24 protein-coding genes are annotated in these 19,768 nt (G+C 44.9%); 12 read left to right on the top strand and 12 right to left on the bottom strand.

Annotation, left to right across the window (positions count from 1 at the left end):
• Positions 1 to 30: 30 nt before the first annotated feature.
• From hflX to AWM72_RS07925, 12 genes are all read right to left on the bottom strand, one after another.
• Complete coding sequence (hflX, locus tag AWM72_RS07980) at positions 31 to 1,251, bottom strand: GTPase HflX (RefSeq protein ID WP_067976003.1); 1,221 nt, start codon at positions 1,249 to 1,251, stop codon at positions 31 to 33.
• A 24-nt stretch (positions 1,252 to 1,275) separates the two neighbouring features.
• Positions 1,276 to 2,220, bottom strand: coding sequence for a tRNA (adenosine(37)-N6)-dimethylallyltransferase MiaA (gene miaA / locus AWM72_RS07975; RefSeq protein ID WP_067975996.1), 945 nt, complete (start codon positions 2,218 to 2,220; stop codon positions 1,276 to 1,278).
• Positions 2,217 to 3,932 (bottom strand): DNA repair protein RecN, encoded by a 1,716-nt coding sequence (recN, locus tag AWM72_RS07970; RefSeq protein ID WP_067975992.1) that lies wholly within the window; start codon positions 3,930 to 3,932, stop codon positions 2,217 to 2,219. The genes miaA and recN overlap by 4 nt, the downstream gene beginning before the upstream one ends.
• Positions 3,933 to 3,964: 32 nt before the next feature.
• On the bottom strand, positions 3,965 to 4,783 hold the full coding sequence (locus AWM72_RS07965) for a TlyA family RNA methyltransferase (protein WP_067975989.1): 819 nt from the start codon (positions 4,781 to 4,783) through the stop codon (positions 3,965 to 3,967).
• Between the two features lie 21 nt (positions 4,784 to 4,804).
• Positions 4,805 to 5,677 carry a polyprenyl synthetase family protein gene (locus tag AWM72_RS07960; RefSeq protein ID WP_067975986.1) on the bottom strand — a complete coding sequence of 291 codons (873 nt, stop codon included), beginning with the start codon at positions 5,675 to 5,677 and terminating at the stop codon, positions 4,805 to 4,807.
• Between the two features lie 7 nt (positions 5,678 to 5,684).
• Complete coding sequence (locus tag AWM72_RS07955) at positions 5,685 to 5,915, bottom strand: exodeoxyribonuclease VII small subunit (RefSeq protein WP_067975983.1); 231 nt, start codon at positions 5,913 to 5,915, stop codon at positions 5,685 to 5,687.
• A gap of 1 nt (position 5,916) precedes the next feature.
• Positions 5,917 to 7,293 carry an exodeoxyribonuclease VII large subunit gene (xseA, locus tag AWM72_RS07950; protein ID WP_067975981.1) on the bottom strand — a complete coding sequence of 459 codons (1,377 nt, stop codon included), beginning with the start codon at positions 7,291 to 7,293 and terminating at the stop codon, positions 5,917 to 5,919.
• Positions 7,293 to 8,138 carry a bifunctional 5,10-methylenetetrahydrofolate dehydrogenase/5,10-methenyltetrahydrofolate cyclohydrolase gene (locus AWM72_RS07945; protein WP_067975978.1) on the bottom strand — a complete coding sequence of 282 codons (846 nt, stop codon included), beginning with the start codon at positions 8,136 to 8,138 and terminating at the stop codon, positions 7,293 to 7,295. The genes xseA and AWM72_RS07945 overlap by 1 nt, the downstream gene beginning before the upstream one ends.
• Before the next feature lie 75 nt (positions 8,139 to 8,213).
• A complete protein-coding gene (gene nusB, locus AWM72_RS07940) occupies positions 8,214 to 8,774 on the bottom strand; it encodes a transcription antitermination factor NusB (RefSeq protein WP_083272352.1) in 561 nt (186 codons plus the stop codon).
• Positions 8,775 to 8,796: 22 nt separating this feature from the next.
• The gene (locus tag AWM72_RS07935) at positions 8,797 to 9,156 is read right to left on the bottom strand and encodes an Asp23/Gls24 family envelope stress response protein (protein ID WP_067975972.1); all 360 of its coding nucleotides are present in this window, start codon (positions 9,154 to 9,156) and stop codon (positions 8,797 to 8,799) included.
• Positions 9,157 to 9,189: 33 nt separating this feature from the next.
• Positions 9,190 to 9,747 (bottom strand): elongation factor P, encoded by a 558-nt coding sequence (gene efp, locus AWM72_RS07930; RefSeq protein ID WP_067975967.1) that lies wholly within the window; start codon positions 9,745 to 9,747, stop codon positions 9,190 to 9,192.
• A gap of 86 nt (positions 9,748 to 9,833) precedes the next feature.
• A complete protein-coding gene (locus AWM72_RS07925; protein WP_067975963.1) occupies positions 9,834 to 10,913 on the bottom strand; it encodes a M24 family metallopeptidase in 1,080 nt (359 codons plus the stop codon).
• Between the two features lie 160 nt (positions 10,914 to 11,073).
• Here AWM72_RS07925 and comGA point away from each other — a divergent pair, with 160 nt between their 5' ends.
• The 12 genes from comGA (at position 11,074) to AWM72_RS07860 (ending at position 19,763) form a co-directional block, all read left to right on the top strand.
• Positions 11,074 to 12,135 carry a competence type IV pilus ATPase ComGA gene (gene comGA, locus AWM72_RS07920; protein ID WP_067975960.1) on the top strand — a complete coding sequence of 354 codons (1,062 nt, stop codon included), beginning with the start codon at positions 11,074 to 11,076 and terminating at the stop codon, positions 12,133 to 12,135.
• A complete protein-coding gene (comGB, locus tag AWM72_RS07915) occupies positions 12,041 to 13,123 on the top strand; it encodes a competence type IV pilus assembly protein ComGB (RefSeq protein ID WP_067975957.1) in 1,083 nt (360 codons plus the stop codon). Before comGA ends, comGB begins: the two co-directional genes overlap by 95 nt.
• Positions 13,120 to 13,428, top strand: a complete 309-nt coding sequence (gene comGC / locus AWM72_RS07910) for a competence type IV pilus major pilin ComGC (RefSeq protein ID WP_067975954.1) — start codon at positions 13,120 to 13,122, stop codon at positions 13,426 to 13,428. The genes comGB and comGC overlap by 4 nt, the downstream gene beginning before the upstream one ends.
• The gene (locus tag AWM72_RS07905) at positions 13,412 to 13,846 is read left to right on the top strand and encodes a prepilin-type N-terminal cleavage/methylation domain-containing protein (protein ID WP_067975950.1); all 435 of its coding nucleotides are present in this window, start codon (positions 13,412 to 13,414) and stop codon (positions 13,844 to 13,846) included. The genes comGC and AWM72_RS07905 overlap by 17 nt, the downstream gene beginning before the upstream one ends.
• A complete protein-coding gene (locus AWM72_RS07900) occupies positions 13,824 to 14,123 on the top strand; it encodes a hypothetical protein (RefSeq protein ID WP_067975947.1) in 300 nt (99 codons plus the stop codon). The genes AWM72_RS07905 and AWM72_RS07900 overlap by 23 nt, the downstream gene beginning before the upstream one ends.
• On the top strand, positions 14,077 to 14,580 hold the full coding sequence (comGF, locus tag AWM72_RS07895; protein ID WP_083272350.1) for a competence type IV pilus minor pilin ComGF: 504 nt from the start codon (positions 14,077 to 14,079) through the stop codon (positions 14,578 to 14,580). Before AWM72_RS07900 ends, comGF begins: the two co-directional genes overlap by 47 nt.
• Positions 14,561 to 15,355 carry a hypothetical protein gene (locus AWM72_RS07890; RefSeq protein ID WP_067975940.1) on the top strand — a complete coding sequence of 265 codons (795 nt, stop codon included), beginning with the start codon at positions 14,561 to 14,563 and terminating at the stop codon, positions 15,353 to 15,355. Before comGF ends, AWM72_RS07890 begins: the two co-directional genes overlap by 20 nt.
• Before the next feature lie 315 nt (positions 15,356 to 15,670).
• Positions 15,671 to 15,994 (top strand): hypothetical protein, encoded by a 324-nt coding sequence (locus AWM72_RS07880; protein ID WP_067975933.1) that lies wholly within the window; start codon positions 15,671 to 15,673, stop codon positions 15,992 to 15,994.
• A complete protein-coding gene (locus AWM72_RS07875; protein ID WP_067975929.1) occupies positions 15,994 to 17,007 on the top strand; it encodes a V-type ATPase subunit in 1,014 nt (337 codons plus the stop codon). The genes AWM72_RS07880 and AWM72_RS07875 overlap by 1 nt, the downstream gene beginning before the upstream one ends.
• A gap of 17 nt (positions 17,008 to 17,024) precedes the next feature.
• Positions 17,025 to 18,980: a V-type ATP synthase subunit I gene (locus AWM72_RS07870; RefSeq protein ID WP_067975926.1), complete on the top strand. Its 1,956-nt coding sequence runs from the start codon at positions 17,025 to 17,027 to the stop codon at positions 18,978 to 18,980.
• Between the two features lie 17 nt (positions 18,981 to 18,997).
• A complete protein-coding gene (locus AWM72_RS07865) occupies positions 18,998 to 19,438 on the top strand; it encodes an ATP synthase subunit C (protein ID WP_083272349.1) in 441 nt (146 codons plus the stop codon).
• Between the two features lie 16 nt (positions 19,439 to 19,454).
• The gene (locus AWM72_RS07860) at positions 19,455 to 19,763 is read left to right on the top strand and encodes a V-type ATP synthase subunit F (RefSeq protein ID WP_067975922.1); all 309 of its coding nucleotides are present in this window, start codon (positions 19,455 to 19,457) and stop codon (positions 19,761 to 19,763) included.
• Positions 19,764 to 19,768: the final 5 nt, after the last annotated feature.

Genomic DNA, 19,768 nt, shown 5'->3' with positions numbered 1-19,768 from the left:
TAAAAAAAGCTAGTTTAAAAGCTAGCTTTTTTAATGGCTTATTTTACTTTGCGGTCGCTTATAGCCTTTGACCAAGTAAGTATTCTTTTCCTCATCAAAAATAAAGGATTCAATGTATAAGCTGTCTGCCTGACCGAGAAATTGCGAAGCTTCCTGGCTAGGCAGGTCGATTTCAAAATAATCATAAATAGATTGAATCTGGGTAATAATCCCCTCTTCTAACTTTTTAATACCTTGTGGCGAACGGGCGGAGATCGCGACATAAGGTGAAGATGGGGATACGAAGTCCGCGGTTTCTACCTGGTCCATCTTATTGTAAACAAAGAGATGAGGAATTTTGAGCATATCTAGGTCATCTAAGAGCTGGCAGACCGTTTTTTCTTGGGCTTTGGCATAAGTTGACGAAGCATCGATCACGATCAATAAGAGGTCCACATCCCGGCTCTCTTCCAAGGTGGAATGGAAGGCATCGATAACCATGGGTGGCAGGTCTTGGATGAAACCAACTGTATCAGTTAAGGTCATTTGAAAGCCATTCTCTAAGCTAAAGCTCCGGGTTAAGGGGGTCAACGTAGCGAAAAGCTGGTCTTCTTCGTAAGTATCGGCCTGGGTGAGACCATTGAGAATGGTTGATTTGCCAGCGTTGGTGTAGCCGACAAGACCAATCTTAAAACGGCTGGATGATGTTCGCCGGTCCCGGCTAATTTCCCGGTGTTTCTCTGCTTCTTTCAATTGTTTCTTGATTCGGCTGATATCATCACGGAGAGTCCGCCGGTTGCGTTCGAGCTGGCTTTCACCCGGTCCCCTAGTGCCGATACCACCGGCTAAACGTGAGAGGGCCAGTCCTTGACCGGCTAAGCGAGGAAGCAGGTACTCATTTTGGACGAGCGCCACTTGGAGCTTAGCCTCTTTAGAATGGGCCCGCAAGGTAAAGATATCCAAAATGAGCTGAACACGGTCAATCACTGGCCAATCCAGGGCTGCCTCAATATTACGAACTTGTGAAGGGCTCAATGCATCATAAAAAATAATCAGGTCAGCAGACAGGGTTTCTGCTAAGGATTTTAATTCAGCTAACTTTCCTTGGCCAATATACGTTCTGGGATCAGGATGGTCTCGGCTCTGGGTTAGCGTCGCAACGAGCTTACCTCCAGCCGTCTTAATCAATTCTTGGCACTCTTCTAGACGCATCTGGAAATCCTGGTCAGTTTCTGACTTATCTTCTAATAATACAGCAATAACTTCTTGCATAGAGACTCCTTTCTCAACTAGTGACTAAGTTTTAAGGAAGCGCTTAACTTCTTCTACTAGACGCTGGTAGTCGGTTGCTTGGGGATCATCCACAAGGTCATAGGTCTGAGCAGCAGGCAAGCGGTGGCGGATCCAAGTTAATTGTCTTTTGGCATAGTGGCGAGTATTTTTTTGCAGGCGCTGGATGCCTGCCTCGAGGCTTTCTTGACCGCTCAGGTAGGGAAAGAGTTCTTTATAGGCAATAGCCTTCATCGACTGGGCATCAGGCGGTAAGTCTTGCTGGTAAAGCCACTTGGCCTCTTCGAGGAGACCTTGGTCTACCATTTCAAGCACCCGCTGGTTGATCTGTTCATAGAGCTTCTGCCGGTCCCGAACTAGAGCAATAATTAATAAGTCATAAGGACTGTCCTGGTGTCGGGACTGCTTCTGGTCAGAAAATTTCCCTGACGAAAACTGGCACACTTCAAGCGCTCGAATCACCCGGCGTTGGTTATTGGGATGGATGGCTTCCGCTGCTTTGGGGTCAACAGTTTGCAATTTTTGATGGAGAGCTAGGGCCCCATACTGGTCAGCGTAGCCTGCCATAGCTTCACGAAAGGCCGGGTGCTCAGCAACTTCCGACCCTAAGTCAAAATCATAAAGCAAGGCCTCAAGGTAGAGACCCGTTCCGCCCACTAAGAGTGGCAAGTGCCCCCTTTCATGGATCTTCGTGATGACTTCTGTGGCATCCCGCTTAAAGTCGGCCACACTATAGCTTTCGTGAACTTCCCGTAGATCAAAGAGATGGTGGGGAATGGACCCGCGTTCTTCTGGACTGATTTTAGCGGTACCGATATCTAGGTGGCGGTAAACCTGCATGGAATCGCCATTAACTACCTCGCCGGAAAATTTTTGCGCAAGGTCTAAACTTAATGCGGTTTTTCCGACACCGGTGGGGCCACAGATGACAATAAGCTTCTCTTTAGTCATAAAACCTCCTCATAAGCTTGGTGCATGGCTTGGCGGTCCTTCGCTGCTTGGTCCAGCTGGTCTTCTGCAGCTAAGCGCGAACTTTCTGTAATCTGTTCGCCGGCTAAGATACGAGCTAATTCTTCAACCCGCTCTTCTCGGTTCAGATCTTTAACTTGGGTCATAGTCCGTCCATCCTTCTCAGACTTGTGGATGTAGAGCTGCTGGTCTGCCATGGCAGCGACTTGGGCCAAGTGGCTGATACAAAGTACTTGAGCACCTAATGAAATTTGATACATTTTCTCTGCTATGGCTTGGGCAACACGGCCGCTAACACCTGTATCGACCTCATCAAAGACGATGGAAGTCACCCCTTTAGCCTCTTGGAAGACGGCTTTCATCGCCAACATCAAGCGTGAAAGTTCTCCGCCAGAAGCCACTTTAGTTAAAGCCTTAAAGGGTTCGCCCGGATTAGTAGCAATGTAGAATTCCACCCGGTCCATCCCATTTTTGTAGAAACGGTTAGATAGGTCGATCTGCACTTTGAACTTAGCCTTAGCCATATAGAGTTCCTTCATCTGGTCCATGATGACTTGTTCCAAGTCTTTGGCCGTTTGACTCCTATCTTCATGCAGCTGGTGACCCAAGTCGAGCAAACGGTCTTTGGACGTCTGGAGCTTGCTTTCAAGGTCTTCCTGGTGGCTCTCTCGGTGGTCCAGCCGTTCCAATTCTTCCCGTGCTTGATCAGCATAGGCCAGGATCTCTTCAATACTCTGTCCGTACTTGCGTTTTAATTTTTGAATAGCATTGAGCCGCTCTTCAATCTGGTTGAGTCGGTCCTGGTCATAGACCATATCCTCCATGTAATGGTGGATATCCGAAGACAGGTCTTGGAGGCCATAATAAGCGGCATCCATTTGTTCAATAAACTGGTCAAATTGCTGGTTCATTCCCGCCAAACGGGCTAATTCACCAGACATTTGCCCCAAGTGGTCGATGACATTCACTTCTTCGTAAGAGAGACCAGCTGTCACGAACTGCAGGACTTCCGCAATCTTTTGGTAGTTCTGTAGTTCTTCCCGTTCCTCTTCAAGGACTTGGTCTTCATCAACTGTTAATTGACTAGCATCGATTTCCGAAATTTGAAAGCGGAGCAAGTCCACGCGTTGGGCCAGTTCCTGTTCATTTAAGGAAAGTTGGTCCAGTTCATCTTTTAAACTTTGATAGTGCTCGTATTCTTTCTGGAAGTCTTCTAGATTGCCTTGGATTTTTTTACCGGCAAAATAATCCAAAAATTCAATATGGCGACTGGCATCCATTAAACTTTGGTGTTCATTTTGGCCGTGGATATCTACCAAGTAGCTGCCGATTTTCTTTAACAAGGCTACGGTCAAGATCACTCCATTGACGCGGATGACATTCTTCCCTGACCGGTGCATCTCCCGACTGATCAACAGTTGAGAATCCTCAAAGGGAATCTTTAAATCTTCAAGTAAGCGCCGGCCATCCTCTGCGAGCTCTGGCATAAAGAAAATACCCGACAAGAAGAAAGAGTCACAATGGTAACGGATAAAATCAGAAGCCCCCCGGCCTCCAATCAAAAGCCCGACCGCATCAATGATAATTGACTTACCGGCCCCGGTCTCTCCCGTTAGGACGGTCATCCCATCTTCAAAATCAATTTCTAGTTCTTCAATAATAGCGAAGTTACGAATGGTGAGATGCTGTAACATGGTGTCAATCCCTTCTTCTCTTCAAGTCATCACTAAGCATGAAATTGGTCATGGGCAGCTTTAACTACTTCTTCTGGAGAAGTAGTCAGTAAATTCTGCCCCTGGTCACGCCGCTGATTCTCCAATAAGGCCAAAAATTCAATATTACCTGATCCGCCCGTGATTGGGGAATAGGTTAAGTTGAGGATATCGTAACCCAGGTCCTGAGCCATCTTAAAGGTCCGGTCCAAAACTTCCAGGTGGACCTTAGGATCTCTTACAATCCCCTTCTTGCCCACCTGGTCACGCCCTGCTTCAAATTGCGGCTTAATTAAGGCAACCACTTGCCCCCCTGCTTTTAGGATCGGAACAAGGGGTGGGAGAATCAAACTAAGGGAAATAAAGGAGACATCAATGCTAGCAATATCTGGCTGGCCAGCTTTGAAATCTTCCACTTTGGCATGTCTAAAATTTGTCTGTTCCATAACAATTACCCGGTCATCCGAGCGCAGCTTCCAATCCAACTGGTTGGTGCCGACATCTAGGGCATAAGACTGCTTAGCTCCTGATTGCAAGGCAACATCAGTAAATCCACCCGTTGATGACCCAATATCTAAGAGAATCAAATCCTTAAAGTCGATATCAAAACTATCCCGAGCCTTAACTAATTTCAAGCCGCCCCGAGAAACATAGGGCATATCCTCCCCCTTTAATTCCAATATAGAAGTATCCGGAATTTTCTCCCCGGCTTTATCCAGGCGTTCATGCTTTTCATTATAGATTTGTCCTGCCATGATGTAGCGTTTGGCCTTCTCCCTGGAATTGGCGAGACCTTGGCGGACAACAAGGACATCTACGCGTTCTTTGCCCATCTTTCTCCTATCTCCTCATGCTTAAACTTTCAAATAATCGAGAAAATCGCGGATCAAAGTAGTATCCATGACTTCTTCTAAGCGACTTAGTATTTCTTCACAGCGTTTGATTTCTCCCCTCAAGGCCTCTTGGGCAGCTTCTAGGCCCAGGAGCGCTGGATAAGTATTCTTTTCCAGCTCCTGGTCAGAATGGGTGTGTTTTCCTCGTTCTTCATCTGTCCACAAGACTTCTTGGAGGTCATTTTGGATCTGGAAGGCAAGGGCATAGGCTTGAGCAAAACTAGCCATTTCAAGCTTGGTTTGGTCACTGACTTGGACCAGTCCAAGGGGGGCCTGGAGACTAAAGCGAATCAAGGCCCCGGTTTTTTGGTCGTATAAAGCTTTCAATTGAGCCAAGCTAACTTTTTGCCCTTCATAAATGATATCCTTCATCTGGCCAGCCACCATTCCCTGGTCCCCAGCAGCTTTGGCTAATTGGGCGAGTAAGCTGACCCGACTTTCAGCTGCTAGATCAGTATCCTGACTGATCACTTCAAAAGCCTTAGCCTGCAGGGCATCGCCAGCTAGAATAGCCGTTGCTTCATCGAAAGCTTTGTGGTTACTTGGTTTTCCCCGGCGATAATCATCATCATCCATGGCAGGTAAATCGTCGTGGATCAGTGAATAGCAATGGATATATTCGATCGCCTTGGCCAGGCTAAAGGCTGACTTAGGGTCTCCACCGAAAGCCTGGACAAGAGCCAAAATAAAGAAGGGACGGAGTCTCTTACCACCATTTGTTAAACTATAACGGATACTGGGGTGGATGCTAGTGGCGTCTTGTTCAGGAAATTCTTCTAACAGGGCCTCTTCAAAGGCAGCTGCATAAGACCGCCTAAAGTCTTGTAAATTCATCTTATCCCTACCCTTGCTTATCAAAGTCTTCGAGTTCATCATTCTCGTTCATCAATTTAACCATGGTCTCCTCAGCCTCTTGCAAGCTGTCATTACAGTACTTGCTTAGGGCCATTCCGTCCTGGAAATAAGTCATGGAGTCAGCTAGGGGAATATCCCCGTTCTGTAATTTAGCAACAATTTCTTCTAATTTTGCCATGGCTTGTTCAAATGTCAAATTTTCTAAGTCAATTGCCATTCTAATTCTCCTTTTTATCTTCTTTATCCCATAAGGAAGCCTCTTCAATCCGGTCAACCTGAGCGAAAACTTGACCATCGAGTAGTTGAACTTCTAAATGATCGCCAGCTTGGAGGTCCTGCACGCTGTTAACATGCTGGCCATCCTTACTCAGATAGGCATAGCCTCCTGACAGACGTTTGAGAGGGGACAACAAGTCCAATTGGGTAACAAGTCGGTGCAAATCTTGGTCCTTCTTTTTCACTTGGTCGGCAAAGGCCTGGGCAAGCTTCTGACTCGTCTGTTGATAGAGGTGCTTGGACTGTAAGAGCTGATAGCGTGGGTTATATTTAGCTAGCAAGTCTTTTAGACGGCGTACCTGGTCCTGCTGGCTCTTTAATTTTTGCTGCAAGTTAGCTTGCAAGTCGCCTTCCAAGCCGATCAGTTTCATCCGATAGCCATCGTAAAGTTTCTGTGGCTGGGTAAAAATATAGGACTGCTGGCTACTAGCTAGTCGCTGCCTGTAATACTTCAAACGCTGGCCCTGGACAGTATAGAGACGTTTTCTAAGTTCTTGGATCCGAAAGACCAAATCTGCTAAGAGAACCGGCGTTGCTAGTTCGGCGGCAGCAGTCGGCGTCGGTGCGCGCCGGTCGGCCGCTTCATCGGCTAAGCTGTAGTCCGTTTCGTGGCCGACCGAAGAGATAACGGGGGTCTTACAGGCAACAATCGTCCGTGCGACTTCTTCTTCATTGAAACACCACAAGTCTTCAATCGAGCCGCCGCCCCGTCCGACAATAATCACATCATAGGCCCCAGTCTGGTCCGCACGTTTGAGATTGTTAACGATACTGTCCTTGGCCCGGTCGCCCTGAACTACTGTGGGATAGACCACAATTTCAACAATGGGATAGCGCCGACGGACAGTCGTTATAATATCGCGAACCACAGAGCCCGTGGGTGAGGTGACTACGGCAATTTTTTTAGGATAGGGAGGAAGCGCCTTGCGTTCAAAATTAAAAAGACCTTCCTTACTTAATTTGTCTTTGAGCTGTTGGTAGGCGATATAAAAAGACCCAATCCCATCAGGTTGGATGTCTTCAACATAAAGTTGATAGGAGCCTTGCTTTTCATAGAGCCCCACCCTTCCTTTAACTAGAACTTTCATCCCTTCTTCAAGGTCAAAAGGAATACGCTGAAATCGGCCGCGAAAAATCACAGCCGAAATCAGCGCATTATCATCTTTTATGCTGAAATACTGATTGTTTGCCTTGCCCCGCGACCGGTAACCAGAAATTTCACCCGTGAGATAGACTGTCTCTAAGTAAGGATCTCGGGTAAATTTAGCTTTGATATACTGGGTGAGCTGGCTCACTGTCAAGTATTTACCTTGCGTCATTAATTTGCCTCTTTTTCTAATCGCGTAATCATTTGATCAAAAAGCATCACTTGGGTAACAGGGCCTACACCACCTGGAACTGGGGTTATCGCCCGTGTCTTAGGGGCAACATTTTCATAATCCACATCACCTAAGAGTTTGCCATCTTCGGTATAGGTTGTCCCAATATCAACGACAGTCGCCCCTTCTTTAATCATATCTTCAGTCACAAGATGGGGCACGCCCGTTGCGGAACAGACAATGTCAGCTTCACGCGTAAATTTAGCCGTATCATTGGTGAAGATATGGCAGAGGGTAACCGTTGCTTCTTTTTGCTCTAAGAGTTCAGCCAATGGACGGCCAACAACCGTACTGTTACCAATCACCACGCAGTCTTTACCTTTGAATTCAGTATCTGCTAGTTCGAGCATTTTCATCGCAGCCAAAGGAGTATTGGGGATAGTTGAAGGACGCTGGTGGAGTAAGTTACCTAAATGGATAGGATGGAGAGCGTCTACATCCTTATTAGGATCTAGGGCCACACGAATTTGAGACTCGTCGATATGTTCAGGCAGAGGCATTTCAACCATAATCCCATGGGTATTAGGATCTTGGTTTTTCTCTTCAATTGCCTTAATAAGATCTTCCGTAGTGGTTTCAGCGTCTAGTTCAACTAAGTGGTAGTCCACGCCAACAGTTTCCGCAAAGCGGCCTTTTACTTTAGCGTATTGGGCATTAGCGCTGCGTCCTTGGACTAAGAAAGTTGTCATCGAGGGATGAATACCTTTTGCCTTTAGGGCCTCAACACGTTCAGCCATTTTTTTCTTTTGCTCTTTCACATAATCTTTAGAATAAATTTCAATCATTTTCTGTTCCTCATTTCTTATATTTTTAAGCAGTCTGGGACATCCCAGTGATTGAATTAATCCTCAAGGTCATTTTTATTTTTCCATTGTATTTGACAAAACACCATTAATAAAGCGTCGCGACCGGTCGTCCGAATAGCGTTTGGCGAGTTCAATCGCCTCATTAACCGCTACTACCTTAGGAACCCGGTCTTCTGCAACGTAGAACATTTCATATAGAGCTAGACGTAAGATAGCTAAATTAATTTTTTCCAAACGTTTGACTGACCATTTACCTGAGATAGACTGGTCCAACCTCGCATCAATGGCTTCTTGGTTGGCCAGAACACCAGAAACTAATTGTAAGAGATAGGGAGGAAGTTCTTCCCCCTCTTCAAAATCAATTGCCGTAAAATCATTGCCTTTGCTAGGGCTTTGTTGCTGTTTTTCGAAAAATTGTTCTTTATCTTTGAGCGCTTCTAATCCCTCTTCATCGACTTCCTCATACTTAACGACCTGCTTCAACTGGTCTAAGTTTTCTAGAACATAAGTCATACATGCTTCTGGAGCCAGTTCCGGATTTAATGCTTGCTGGTAGAGAACTAGGAGAGCAATTTCTCTAATTTGTGAAGTGCCTAATTTCATTCCTTTATTCATCCTTTAAGCTTCAGACCCTATCCTAAATATTAAGTTCAGTCACTTTAATATTGATAGCGTCAAGTTGTACATCTGTCATAAAATAAACTTCTTCGAACACGTGTTGTTGCAAGCGGGTCATGGTTTCTGGCACATTGACACCATACTTTAAGGAAAGTGCAATTTCCAAAAAGATCTCATGGTCCTCATTCTGATAGAGGATTACCGCTTGGTCACGGTTCATCCAGTCATTAAAATTGGCACGCCAAGAAGAAAGCAAGTTTACTTCTTCAAAATCTCTACAAGCCTGGCTTGCAATATCTTCGATAACTTTTGGTGCAATGTTGAAAGAACCGAGACAAGCCTGGTCTTCAGCTGTTAGCATTCCCGTTCGTTCTGCCATGTTCACATTCCCCCCACTCTCTATTTTACAAGCTTAAGCGCGTGATACATATTCTCCGTCATTGGTGTTGATGATCAGATGGTCTCCCTCGTTAACGAAAAATGGGACATTAACCACCAAACCTGTTTCCATAGTAGCTGGCTTGCTACCACCTGAGGCTGTATCCCCCTTGATACCGGGTTCTGTTTGTTTAACTTCTAATTCTACTGTTGTTGGCAGGCTAACCCCTAAGATTTCACCTTCATAAGAGGTTACTTGAACTTCCATATTTTCTAATAAGTACTTCAGTTCTTCTTCAATCTGTTCGCTTGGAATTTCAATTTGTTCAAAAGTTTGATTATCCATGAAAACATGCATATCCCCAGAAGCATAAAGATATTGCATGGCATCATTGTCAATATGAGCAGTTTCTACTTTTTCGCCAGCGCGCCAAGTCTTATCGAGAAGCGCACCTGTCCGTAGATTTTTTAATTTAGAGCGAACAAAGGCACTCCCCTTACCTGGCTTAACGTGTTGAAAATCCACGATGCGGTAGAGTGTATCGCCATCTTTAATGGTTAAGCCGTTTTTAAAATCATTTGTTGTAATCATAACTCGTCCTCCAATTCAAATACGTTATAACTAATCTTATCATATAAAAGCCAACTAGCGAACAAATATCCTTATTTTATTTTAATTTAGAGAATAATTAATTCGCGGCTAGCTGGGGTTAAGATGCGGTTACCTTCTTCAGTAATGACTAGGTCATCTTCAATGCGGACCCCACCAATGCCTTCTAGATAAATCCCCGGTTCATTGGTAATCAGTTGGCCCACTTGAAGGGCTTCATCGTAAGATGGGCTGGCATTGGGAGCTTCATGGATTTCTAAGCCAATGCTGTGGCCTAGCGAATGGCCAAAAGCGTCGCCGTAGCCAGCTTGACTGATATAGTCTCTGGCGACAGCATCCAAAGCCTGGCCGCTGATTCCTGGTCGGGCAGCTTGGCTGACCCGGCGGTTGGCTTCTTGGACAATGGGATAGATTTCTTTTAATTTGGCGCCTGGATCCCCCAAGGCAAAGGTCCGCGTCATATCGGAACAGTAACCTTGGTAGTAGCAGCCATAGTCTACTGTAATCAAGTCACCTTGCTCAATTTTTTTCTGACTCGCTACACCGTGTGGCATAGCTGACCGTAAGCCTGACGCCACAATGGTATCGAAGGAAACGCCAGAAGCACCTAAACTTCGCATGTGGAAGTCGATAGCATTAGCAAGTTCAATTTCTGTCATACCGACCTTCACTTCATTGAGCATGAAGTCATAAGTCTGAACGGCAATCTCACAAGCCTTTTCAATTAGAGCGATTTCTTCTTCGTCCTTGAATTGTCTGAGCACTTCAATCGCACCCGAAAATGGCACTAGATCAATTTCTAAAGCTTCATCGAGGGCCATATAGCTTGCAACTGAAACGTCCTCATCTTCAAAGGCCAAGTGGTCACAAGAAATAGCATTGAGCGTGCGTTTGATAAAGGCCAGGGGTGAATCCTGACTCGCTGAACCCCCGGCAATCACGACTTCAAGATCAGGGCACTGGCTTTCCGCTTGCTCACGGTAGCGAAAATCAGTAATAAGATAAGCTTTCTCCTGGGTCACAAGGACTTTAGCTGAGGTCCCCGTGAAACCACTGAGATAGCGGATATTATAAGGATTGCTGACATAGAAGGCCTTGATATCTTCTTCTTTAAGTAAGTCCTGTAATTTTTTAATTCGTCTCTTCATTAAGACACCTTCTTCTCTAAAACATCTATGAATTTATTATAACATAGATAAATCCACTTCAAAAAATGAATCGTTCTTTTACTTTTTTAATATGACTTAGTGAATTTTTGATCTGAGGCGTTTATATATCTATGACCGATAAAAATGAAAGGAGTTTCTTATGGAAAATTTATTTGAAGAGGTGATTGCACGCGCCCGACAGGTTCAGTCAGAAGATATTCAAATCTTCCCTCAGAGCGATCACTATCAAGTGCTCTTGCGAACCGCTACGGGCATTGAAGAAATCATGACTTTAACGGATGAAATAGGACTCCGACTCATCCGTTTCTTAAAGTACCGCAGCAATATGGATACCGGCGAGCGTCGCATACCCCAAGACGGCAGCTTCGTTTACCAAGAGGGTGAAGACCCGATCGAATTAAGGCTCTCTAGTATTGCTAATTACCGCCTGGAAGAGTCCTTGGTTATCCGCTTGCTCTACTCCCAAAAAGACCACAAGCCCTTCCTCGAAGACTTGGATCCCTCCAGCTATCGCGCCCTCTCGAGCGCTATGCAAAAACAAAGCGGCCTGATCATCTTCTCTGGTCCAGTCAGTTCAGGAAAAACGACTACCATGTATGAATTACTGAGGGAAAACTATGAAAAGAAACGGCGGTCGGTTATTACCATGGAAGACCCTGTTGAAATTAAGGACGACCGTTTCCTCCAGACACAGATCAATCGAGCAGCTGGGGTGGACTATGACCAGCTCATCAAAGCAAGTCTACGCCACCATCCCGATATCTTACTCATTGGCGAAATTCGTGACGCCCAGACGGCTCGCATGACCATCCGCGCGGCCCTGACTGGCCACCTGGTTCTGGCGACGATCCATGCTAAGGACTGTGTGGGCGTTATTGGTCGGCTAAAGGAGCTCGGCATCACGAATGAGCAACTCATCCAAACCCTGCTCATTATCTCTTCCCAGCGCTTGGTACCCTGTCAGAAGCCCCATCCTAGTCAGCATGACCGCATCTGTTTAATCGAATGGATGGCTGGACAAACGATTGCTTCGGTCGTTGTTCACGGACAAGTTCCTCCAAGCATGACCACTCTGAACCAAAAATTAAAGGAGGCCCGCGAACAAGATGTCATCAGTCAAAGAACCTTCCAAGAATATTACCTGGAAGAAAATTATCCATTACGAAATTACCAGCAGCTGGACCAGTCAGCTCCAAGCTAGTGTGCTCAGCTACATTTCAGAGATGCTGAAGGAAGGTTTCTCCTTACAGGATACCCTCCCCTTCCTAAGCATTGTCTACCCCAAGCAGGCTACAACTTTCCAAGCCATGGAAAATGATATCCTCTTGGGCAAGAGCTTCTCTGAAGCCTGCCAGCACCTTAAACTCCAAGGCAACCAACGCTTTCAAATTAAGATCGCAGAAGCCCACGGTGCTTTTGCTGATAAGTTGATGGAAGTCGCAAACTATCTGAAATTACGAGAAGCCAATACCAAGCAGATCCGTCAAACCTTAACCTACCCTTTTTTCTTAGTATTCCTCATCCTAGGTATGCTTTTTGTCATGCGGTCCTTTCTCCTCCCCCAGATCCAGGAGATGGGTTCAGGCGAAGAGTCTTCCTTAGTCATTTTTCTCCGCTATTTCCTAGAGAACCTACCTCTCATCCTGGTCTACAGCAGCCTTATCACCGGCCTCGTCGGCTTAGTTACTTATTATTTTCTAAAAAAATTAACAGCGCTCAAACGCGCTCAAATTTATGTTGCCCTGCCCTTTATCGGTCATTACTTCCGTCTCTATTATACCTATTTTTTTGCTTATGAATTTAGCCAGCTATTTGCTCTGGGCTTTCCCATCCAGGAGATTATCCAGAGTTTTCAAGAGCAGAATGAATCGGATTTCTTAAACAGTTTTGGTTATTTTATGGCCAAGCGTTTGGAAGAAGGTCGGGCGACCGATGATATTTTAAGTCAAGCAGGTATCTTCACCCAAGAATTCCCTGCCATAGTCCTTCAAGGCGAGTACCTGAATCAATTAGCAGTCAAAATGCGCCTCTATAGCCAGCGCTGCCTTAAGGACTTTTTTACAAAGAGCCAGCAGGCCATCCAGATTGCTAAAAATGCCCTCTTTATCTTTGTCGCCCTCCTCATCCTGCTCGTTTATCTCAGTCTAATGTTACCCATGCTCAATTTACTAGGAGGTTTAAACGCATGAGACACACCATTAAAAAGTATCTAAAAAAACTCAAAAGCAGTGACCGACGAGGCTTCACGCTTTTAGAAATGATCATTGTTCTCTTCGTTATCGCTGTTCTTTTACTACTGGTTATTCCAAATATTGCCCAACAAAGAGATAATATCCGCTCGCAGGGAGATGAAGCCCTACTGACCACCTATGAAACCCAAGCCTCCCTCTTTCTTACCAATGAAGGGCGAGAAGCTAATAGCATCCAAGAACTAGTAGAAACTGGCTACCTCAGCCAAGACCAGGCTGACCGTCTCAATGAAATCCAGCGCTAGGCCAGGCTTCACCCTATTAGAAATGGCCCTGACCCTGCTAGTGGTTGCCGCCATTAGCCTGGCAACTTGGAAGGGCTTTCGCTTGATTAGTTTAGAATTCCATGCCAGAAATCAAATCCAAAGCGTGATGGCTTATTACGACCGCTGCTATAAGCGGGCCTATCTAAATGGTGAGCGCTTTTTTATGGTTGCTATAAGCCAGCAGGTTAACTTCTACCAGGATTCGACCCAAAGCCAGCCGATTAAAAGTTTTCAACTGGACGATGGGCTTAAGTTAAACCGGCCAAGCTACCTTATCCTTAATGGTTACCAGACACAACTTCCTCCAAGCAGTCTCTACTTCAAACATCCTGAAGGACATATCCGCGTCACAATTCAGATGGGAGGTAGTCAGTATGTTATTCGAGAATATGACTAGGAAGCGCGGCTACTTGCTGGTAGAAGCAGCGGCCTCCCTCTTCCTACTCAGTCTTTTGATCCATTACTTAGTCACCGCTACGCAGCTTCAAATCGACCAGCTTAACGCTGCCCAAGCCAGGCTAGACCAGGCAGAGCTGCATTTCCAGTCCCTCCAAAGCTTGAGTCAAGATCCGACCTGGCTCAAGCAATTAAAAACAGAGGGCTACAAGTTAGGAGAGGAGTTTGGGGATGAAGAAACCATCTATATCCAACTATTGGCCGAAGAAACTTTCTAGATCGGACCAAGCCTTCACCCTCTTAGAAGCATGCTTGAGTCTCTTTTGTTTTTCCCTCCTGCTCCATGGCTTTTCAACTATTATAAATCATGAATTCACCTATTTTAAGACCCTTCAAGCAAGCTATGCAGACGACTGGGCTTTCTTCCTCATTAAACTACAGAGGCAAAGCTATCGAGGAGAGCTCGTGTCCTGTCAGCCCCGAGCCTTTGTCTTCCGCTTAGCAGACGGGCGCGATTACCGCTATGAATATTACCAAAATGCAGAAAGCCAAATGATTCGCTTGCGGATCGACCGCCAAGGCCACCAACCCCAGCTAATGGAGGTCGAAGACTTTAGCTGTCAACAGATTGGACCTCAAAGTATTCACATTAAGCTGAGCTTTAAAAATGGTAAAACTTACCAAAGTCGCTTGTTCTTTAAGGGAGGTGACCGCAATGAAACAAACCTCCCCTAAGCGAGCTTCGATCTTTTTGACCAGTCTCTCTTGTTTTTTTACCATCCTCTTGCTTTACCAATTGAATCTTCAACTTTACCAAGCCCAAGTAGAGAATGTAATTACTATGGAGGGAGCTTTAAAGGCTGAAAGTCTAGCCCTACTTGCCCTGGCTTTAGAGGACGAAACTAGGACTGAACAACGCGATCAAAGTCAATCAGTTAGCAAAAGTTTAGAAGAAGAGCTTTCCAAAGAGAAAGAATTAAGTCAAAATTTAAAAAAGCTGGAAAAAAAGCAGAAAGAAAAAGAGGCTAAATTTAAGCATGGCCTGCGAGAAAAAGAAGCAACTATTGAGGGCTTGCTTGAAGAATTGCACGAATTGGAGATGAAATTTGCTAATTTCGACGCGATAGCCTATGATAGAGACATAGTTGACGAGGAGGACAGCTCTTCTCCTGTAGCCCATGCAGAAGCATCAGAGTGGCTAGCCAACTATGAAGACTTAGCCCAGCAAATTGAACATGAGCAAATGGAAGTCCAGGCTCTAAAAGAGCACTGGGACCAGGAACGCTTGGTCAGTCAAAAAGAAAGTGATCGGCTCAAAAAGGAGCTAAAAGAAGCTCAGTCAGCTAAGGCAGATAAAAGACAAGAGCTCAATCACTTAAATGAGCAAAGTAAAGCGCCTAAATATTATCGATTTAACTTAGGTGAGGTAAAACTCAAACTAGAAGAAGACATCTGGTATTGCCAAGTCATTCTCGATAACAATGGTGAGAGCTATCAATTCACCTACTGACTGCCTTTGATATCACAGCTATCCTGGCCATAGGATTCTAGTGAACCAAGACATGAGCAAAGAAAGTGCATTATTCCTGACTTTTGCAAGGGATTCTTGAAAACGTTCGATATTAAAAAGGCTGGAGCTTTTTTGTTCCGGCCTCTTTTTTATACCGACAATCAGTTCGTGCAAAAATCCAGGCCCTAGGAGATTTATTGATTCCTTTTGCATCTTTGTGACCTTTTTACACAGCTATCATATCTTGAATTACCTATAATATACTCATGTTCTGAAAAGAATATTAATTTCAAATAGAAAGGGAGGCGAAAGCAAGTGAATCAGGTCATTGAACGACTTGTCGCGATTGAAAAAAAGGCTGAGAACAGTGAAGCTAAGGTACAGGAAGAAAAATTCCAATTGCGTCAATCTTATGATGAACGCAAAGCCAAGTACCGGGAAGAAAAAGCCCAAGCTTACCAAGCAGAACTCGATCATTACCGGCAAAAATTCTTAAAACGTCGGGATGAGGAAAAGGCCAGCTTGACCCAGCATTTCAACCAGCAAGTCGATACCATAAAGAACTTGGTTGAACAAAAGCAATCGACATATGTTAATGATTTCATGGAAAAAGTGAAAAAATTAGGGGTGAAGCCGTAATGAATGATTACACTGCTATTGAAAGCAAAATTCGTGCCATGCGTGCCAAACTCTTGAGTCCTAGCTTTATCCAGGAAGACTTGACAGCCAATACCATCGATGAATTTTATCGCTTTCTTTCTAGCCAAAGTAATTACCGGCAAGTGATGCCGGAACAATTGCCAAGACAAATCCCTCGTGATGAGCTCGAAGCCGTTATTATGCATGGTGTCCAGCTTGATTTCATCAAACTTTACCGTTTCGCAAGTATCAAGCAAAGACAAGCCCTGCAACTCTTTGGGGTACGCTATGAAGTTTCCTTTATTAAAGAAGTCATGCACCAAATGGATAACCTGCACCAGCTAAATTTAAGCCTTAATCCCTTTACGGACTACCTGGATAAAAACCGCCGCTTTCATACGGCGGAATTGCTGGTTGCTCACTCTATCCATGATGTCATCCATAGCTTTAGGGATACTATCTATGCGCCATTTTTTGAAAATTTTGCGCTCAATAACCAGGTGGATTCCTACAATCATTATGAATTAGAGTCGGCCCTCGACCAATATATCGCCTTATATGTCGACCGCAAGGCACGCCGGGTGTTAAAAGCAAAGGAATTAACTTACTTTAAAAAACTGAATGGAACGAGCTACGATTTGATGAATATTTGTATCGTTTACCGTTTAAAATTTCTTTTTCACTATGATGAAACAGAAATCCGTCCAGCTCTTTTTAAGACCTACCACCGCTTGACAGACCCCGTTCTTGACCAATTACTCCTGACTAATGATGTATCAAGCTTCCAAGCCATCGTTGATGACTTAGGCTACGGTCAAACTCTAGACTTTACGCAAGCATATTTCCCACTGCTAGCCCAACATAAACTTGTGGACCAATTATTTCAGCGTTATGTCCGGGCCCTGCCCCACTCCATGCTCACTATCTTCGAATATTTAGAAGATAAGGAGACAGAAGCTCGCCTACTCATTCAAGAGCTTGAAAAAATCAGCTATGCTCATCTAACTGCATAAGAAAGGAGTCTGAATAGATGATCACACAGATGAATCTAGTGAACATCACTGGCCCACGCGATGACATTGACCGCATGGCTGACCAGTATCTCAGTCACTATGATGTCCATTTAGTGAATGCCTTAAAAGAATTATCCGAAATTAAAACCCTAAAATCTTATACTTCCCCTAATCCTTACCAACCTTGGGAAGACCGGGTGGATAAACTTTTAGCTAATGCCAACTATAAGGAAGAAACCTACCGCGATATGCGCGACGACCAACTGACCTTCGAGGGCGTCAAGGACCTCATCGAGCAAACCGAGGAACAATTATCAGGTGAACGTCAAGAGCTTGCTAGCTATGAGGCTTCCTACCAAGAATTAAAGGACCACTATGATGCCTTTAAACCCTTTACCGGTATTGATTACCCACTCGAAGACATCCTGGCTATGACCCATTTAAAATTCCGCTTTGGTCGTTTTACCAAAGAAAATTTCTACAAATTCAAAAAATATATTGATGCCATGGTCCCCTCCATCTTCGTTGAATCGAAAGAATTAGCGGACTATGTCTATGGCGTATACTTCACGACCACAGAAGCCCGGCAGCGGGTAGACGCCCTCTACTATTCCCTAGCTTGGGAACGAATCCGCCTACCGGAAGGCAGCGGGACCATCCAAGAGATTGTGGATGACCTTGGCCAAGAGCTCGGTATCCTGGAACAAAAAATTAACCAATCCAAACGCCGGCTCCATGACCTCACTAAGCCTTATATCAATGGCCTAATCAAGGCCAAACACCGGCTGCGGGACTTCTCCCAAGCTTACGGCGTCAGAAAATACGCCGCGATTACGCGAGAAGAATTTGCCCAAAAAGAAACCCGCTACTTGCTGATTGGTTGGATGCCTAGTGACCAAACAAAGAGCTTGGAGGATGCTGTAGCGCATGATGACCAAGTCACCATGTACATTGAAGACGAGAAAGACTCCTCTTCCAGCATGACCCCTCCAACTAAAATGAAAAACAATTTTTTCGTAAGACCCTTTGAATTGATCACGCGCATGTACGGTGTCCCTAACTATCACGAGATGGATCCAACGGGGTTAGTCGCAATTACCTATTCGCTACTATTTGGGGCAATGTTTGGGGATGTTGGACACGGCATTCTTCTAATGTTGCTCGGTTTCATCGGTTTCTTACAGCCCAAACTTGCTTTGGCTAAGATGTTTATCCCCATCGGCTTATCGTCGATGATCTTCGGTTTTCTTTATGGGACTATCTTCGGCTTTGAAGATGTCCTAGAAGCTATCTGGCTGCGTCCCATGGGAGCCATGACCCAGGTTCCTTTCTTTGGGCAATTGAATACCGTCTTCATCGTATCGGTGGCCTTCGGGATGTTCCTGATTTTAATGACCATGCTCTTAAACATCCAAAAACGCCTTAAGAACGGCGAGAAGCTTGAAGCCATCCTCGACCGCAATGGAATAGCTGGTTTCATCTTCTACGGTATCCTGGTTTTCATGCTTGTGATGTATATGAGCGGTCATGCTATCCCAGCCCTAGGCCTGCTCTTACTTATCTTAGCCCTAAGCTTTATCACCATTGCCTTCAATGAACAAATTAAAAACTTTATCTTGAAGCAAAAAAACCAGGGCCAAGATGGACTAGTCATTACCCTACTTTCAATTTTCTTTGAAAGTTTCGAAACCCTCTTAACCTACTTCTCAAACACCATTTCCTTCGTCCGGGTCGGTGCTTTTGCACTAAGCCACGGTGCGATGATGGGAGTTGTCCTCATGTTTGCGAATGCAGAAGCAGGTTTAGACCATGTCAACTGGCTCGTCTTCATTCTCGGCAACCTATTTGTGGTTGGTTTTGAAGGGCTTGTTGTCTTCATCCAAGTGCTCCGGCTAGAATTCTATGAAATCTTTAGCCATTTCTATGAAGGCAACGGCATTGAATTTAGAAGTATTTGGAACAATATAGAATAAAAAAAGGAGTTTTATAAATGACGATTGAAATGATGATTAAAGTAACCCTCACTGCTACTTTTGTACTAGCTTTTGTCCTTCCTTTTGCTTACTATTTCTCTGGTAAAGCCTCCCGTAATCGGTATAAGAAGACCCTGGCAGGCAATATTTTAACCCTAGTCTCTGGTGTTGCTATTGCTTTGATCTTAGCCTACCACCCCGAAAGTGTCCAAGCGGCAGAAACAGCTGCAGCTAGCGATGGTTTAGCAACTGGTCTAGGCTACTTAGCAGCTGCCCTATCAACTGGATTATCATGTGTCGGCGGCGGGATTGCCGTAGCGAGTGCAGCCAGTGCAGCCCTTGGTGCTATTAGTGAAGACGATTCAATTTTTGGTCGTTCCCTAATCTTTGTCGGCTTGGCCGAAGGTGTGGCTCTTTATGGTTTGATTATTTCCTTTATGATTTTAGGTCAACTCTAGGAGGGAGATCTACCCTGTGAAACAGTACGTCATTAGTGATAACCTAGATAGCTTAACGGGTATGCGTTTGGCGGGAATTGATGGGGTGCTTGTTCAAGAAGCAAAAGACTTTCGGCCCAACTTTGACGCAGTCATCAAGGATAAAGACTACGGCATTGTGATGATTTCCCCTGCCTTAATAGAAGCCAATCAAGAAATCATTGACGAGGTTCGCTTTAACCAAGCCACCCCTTTGATTGTCGAATTACAAGGTCCCAAAGATTTCCAAACAGCTGAAAATCAAATTGCCAAGACCATCCGTCAAGCAATTGGTATATCAATCTAGTAAGG

The sequence above is a fragment of the Aerococcus sanguinicola genome, assembly GCF_001543145.1.
In the GTDB taxonomy this organism is placed as follows: Bacteria; Bacillota; Bacilli; order Lactobacillales; family Aerococcaceae; genus Aerococcus; species Aerococcus sanguinicola.
This window is presented reverse-complemented; position numbering and strand designations above follow the sequence as displayed.

What these genes read in the sequence shown, in the direction of transcription:
- xseA (WP_067975981.1), bottom strand. Translation starts at nt 7,293, where the DNA reads ATGACGCAAGGTAAATACTTGACAGTGAGCCAGCTCACCCAGTATATC.
- AWM72_RS07945 (WP_067975978.1), bottom strand. Translation starts at nt 8,138, where the DNA reads ATGATTGAAATTTATTCTAAAGATTATGTGAAAGAGCAAAAGAAAAAA.
- comGA (WP_067975960.1), top strand. Translation starts at nt 11,074, where the DNA reads ATGGAAAATTTATTTGAAGAGGTGATTGCACGCGCCCGACAGGTTCAG.
- AWM72_RS07905 (WP_067975950.1), top strand. Translation starts at nt 13,412, where the DNA reads ATGAAATCCAGCGCTAGGCCAGGCTTCACCCTATTAGAAATGGCCCTG.
- AWM72_RS07875 (WP_067975929.1), top strand. Translation starts at nt 15,994, where the DNA reads ATGAATGATTACACTGCTATTGAAAGCAAAATTCGTGCCATGCGTGCC.
- miaA (WP_067975996.1), bottom strand. Translation starts at nt 2,220, where the DNA reads ATGACTAAAGAGAAGCTTATTGTCATCTGTGGCCCCACCGGTGTCGGA.
- AWM72_RS07890 (WP_067975940.1), top strand. Translation starts at nt 14,561, where the DNA reads ATGAAACAAACCTCCCCTAAGCGAGCTTCGATCTTTTTGACCAGTCTC.
- AWM72_RS07900 (WP_067975947.1), top strand. Translation starts at nt 13,824, where the DNA reads ATGTTATTCGAGAATATGACTAGGAAGCGCGGCTACTTGCTGGTAGAA.
- comGC (WP_067975954.1), top strand. Translation starts at nt 13,120, where the DNA reads ATGAGACACACCATTAAAAAGTATCTAAAAAAACTCAAAAGCAGTGAC.
- nusB (WP_083272352.1), bottom strand. Translation starts at nt 8,774, where the DNA reads ATGAATAAAGGAATGAAATTAGGCACTTCACAAATTAGAGAAATTGCT.
- comGB (WP_067975957.1), top strand. Translation starts at nt 12,041, where the DNA reads ATGTCATCAGTCAAAGAACCTTCCAAGAATATTACCTGGAAGAAAATT.
- hflX (WP_067976003.1), bottom strand. Translation starts at nt 1,251, where the DNA reads ATGCAAGAAGTTATTGCTGTATTATTAGAAGATAAGTCAGAAACTGAC.
- recN (WP_067975992.1), bottom strand. Translation starts at nt 3,932, where the DNA reads ATGTTACAGCATCTCACCATTCGTAACTTCGCTATTATTGAAGAACTA.
- comGF (WP_083272350.1), top strand. Translation starts at nt 14,077, where the DNA reads ATGAAGAAACCATCTATATCCAACTATTGGCCGAAGAAACTTTCTAGA.
- AWM72_RS07960 (WP_067975986.1), bottom strand. Translation starts at nt 5,677, where the DNA reads ATGAATTTACAAGACTTTAGGCGGTCTTATGCAGCTGCCTTTGAAGAG.
- AWM72_RS07865 (WP_083272349.1), top strand. Translation starts at nt 18,998, where the DNA reads ATGACGATTGAAATGATGATTAAAGTAACCCTCACTGCTACTTTTGTA.
- AWM72_RS07955 (WP_067975983.1), bottom strand. Translation starts at nt 5,915, where the DNA reads ATGGCAATTGACTTAGAAAATTTGACATTTGAACAAGCCATGGCAAAA.
- AWM72_RS07935 (WP_067975972.1), bottom strand. Translation starts at nt 9,156, where the DNA reads ATGGCAGAACGAACGGGAATGCTAACAGCTGAAGACCAGGCTTGTCTC.
- AWM72_RS07925 (WP_067975963.1), bottom strand. Translation starts at nt 10,913, where the DNA reads ATGAAGAGACGAATTAAAAAATTACAGGACTTACTTAAAGAAGAAGAT.
- AWM72_RS07965 (WP_067975989.1), bottom strand. Translation starts at nt 4,783, where the DNA reads ATGGGCAAAGAACGCGTAGATGTCCTTGTTGTCCGCCAAGGTCTCGCC.
- AWM72_RS07870 (WP_067975926.1), top strand. Translation starts at nt 17,025, where the DNA reads ATGATCACACAGATGAATCTAGTGAACATCACTGGCCCACGCGATGAC.
- efp (WP_067975967.1), bottom strand. Translation starts at nt 9,747, where the DNA reads ATGATTACAACAAATGATTTTAAAAACGGCTTAACCATTAAAGATGGC.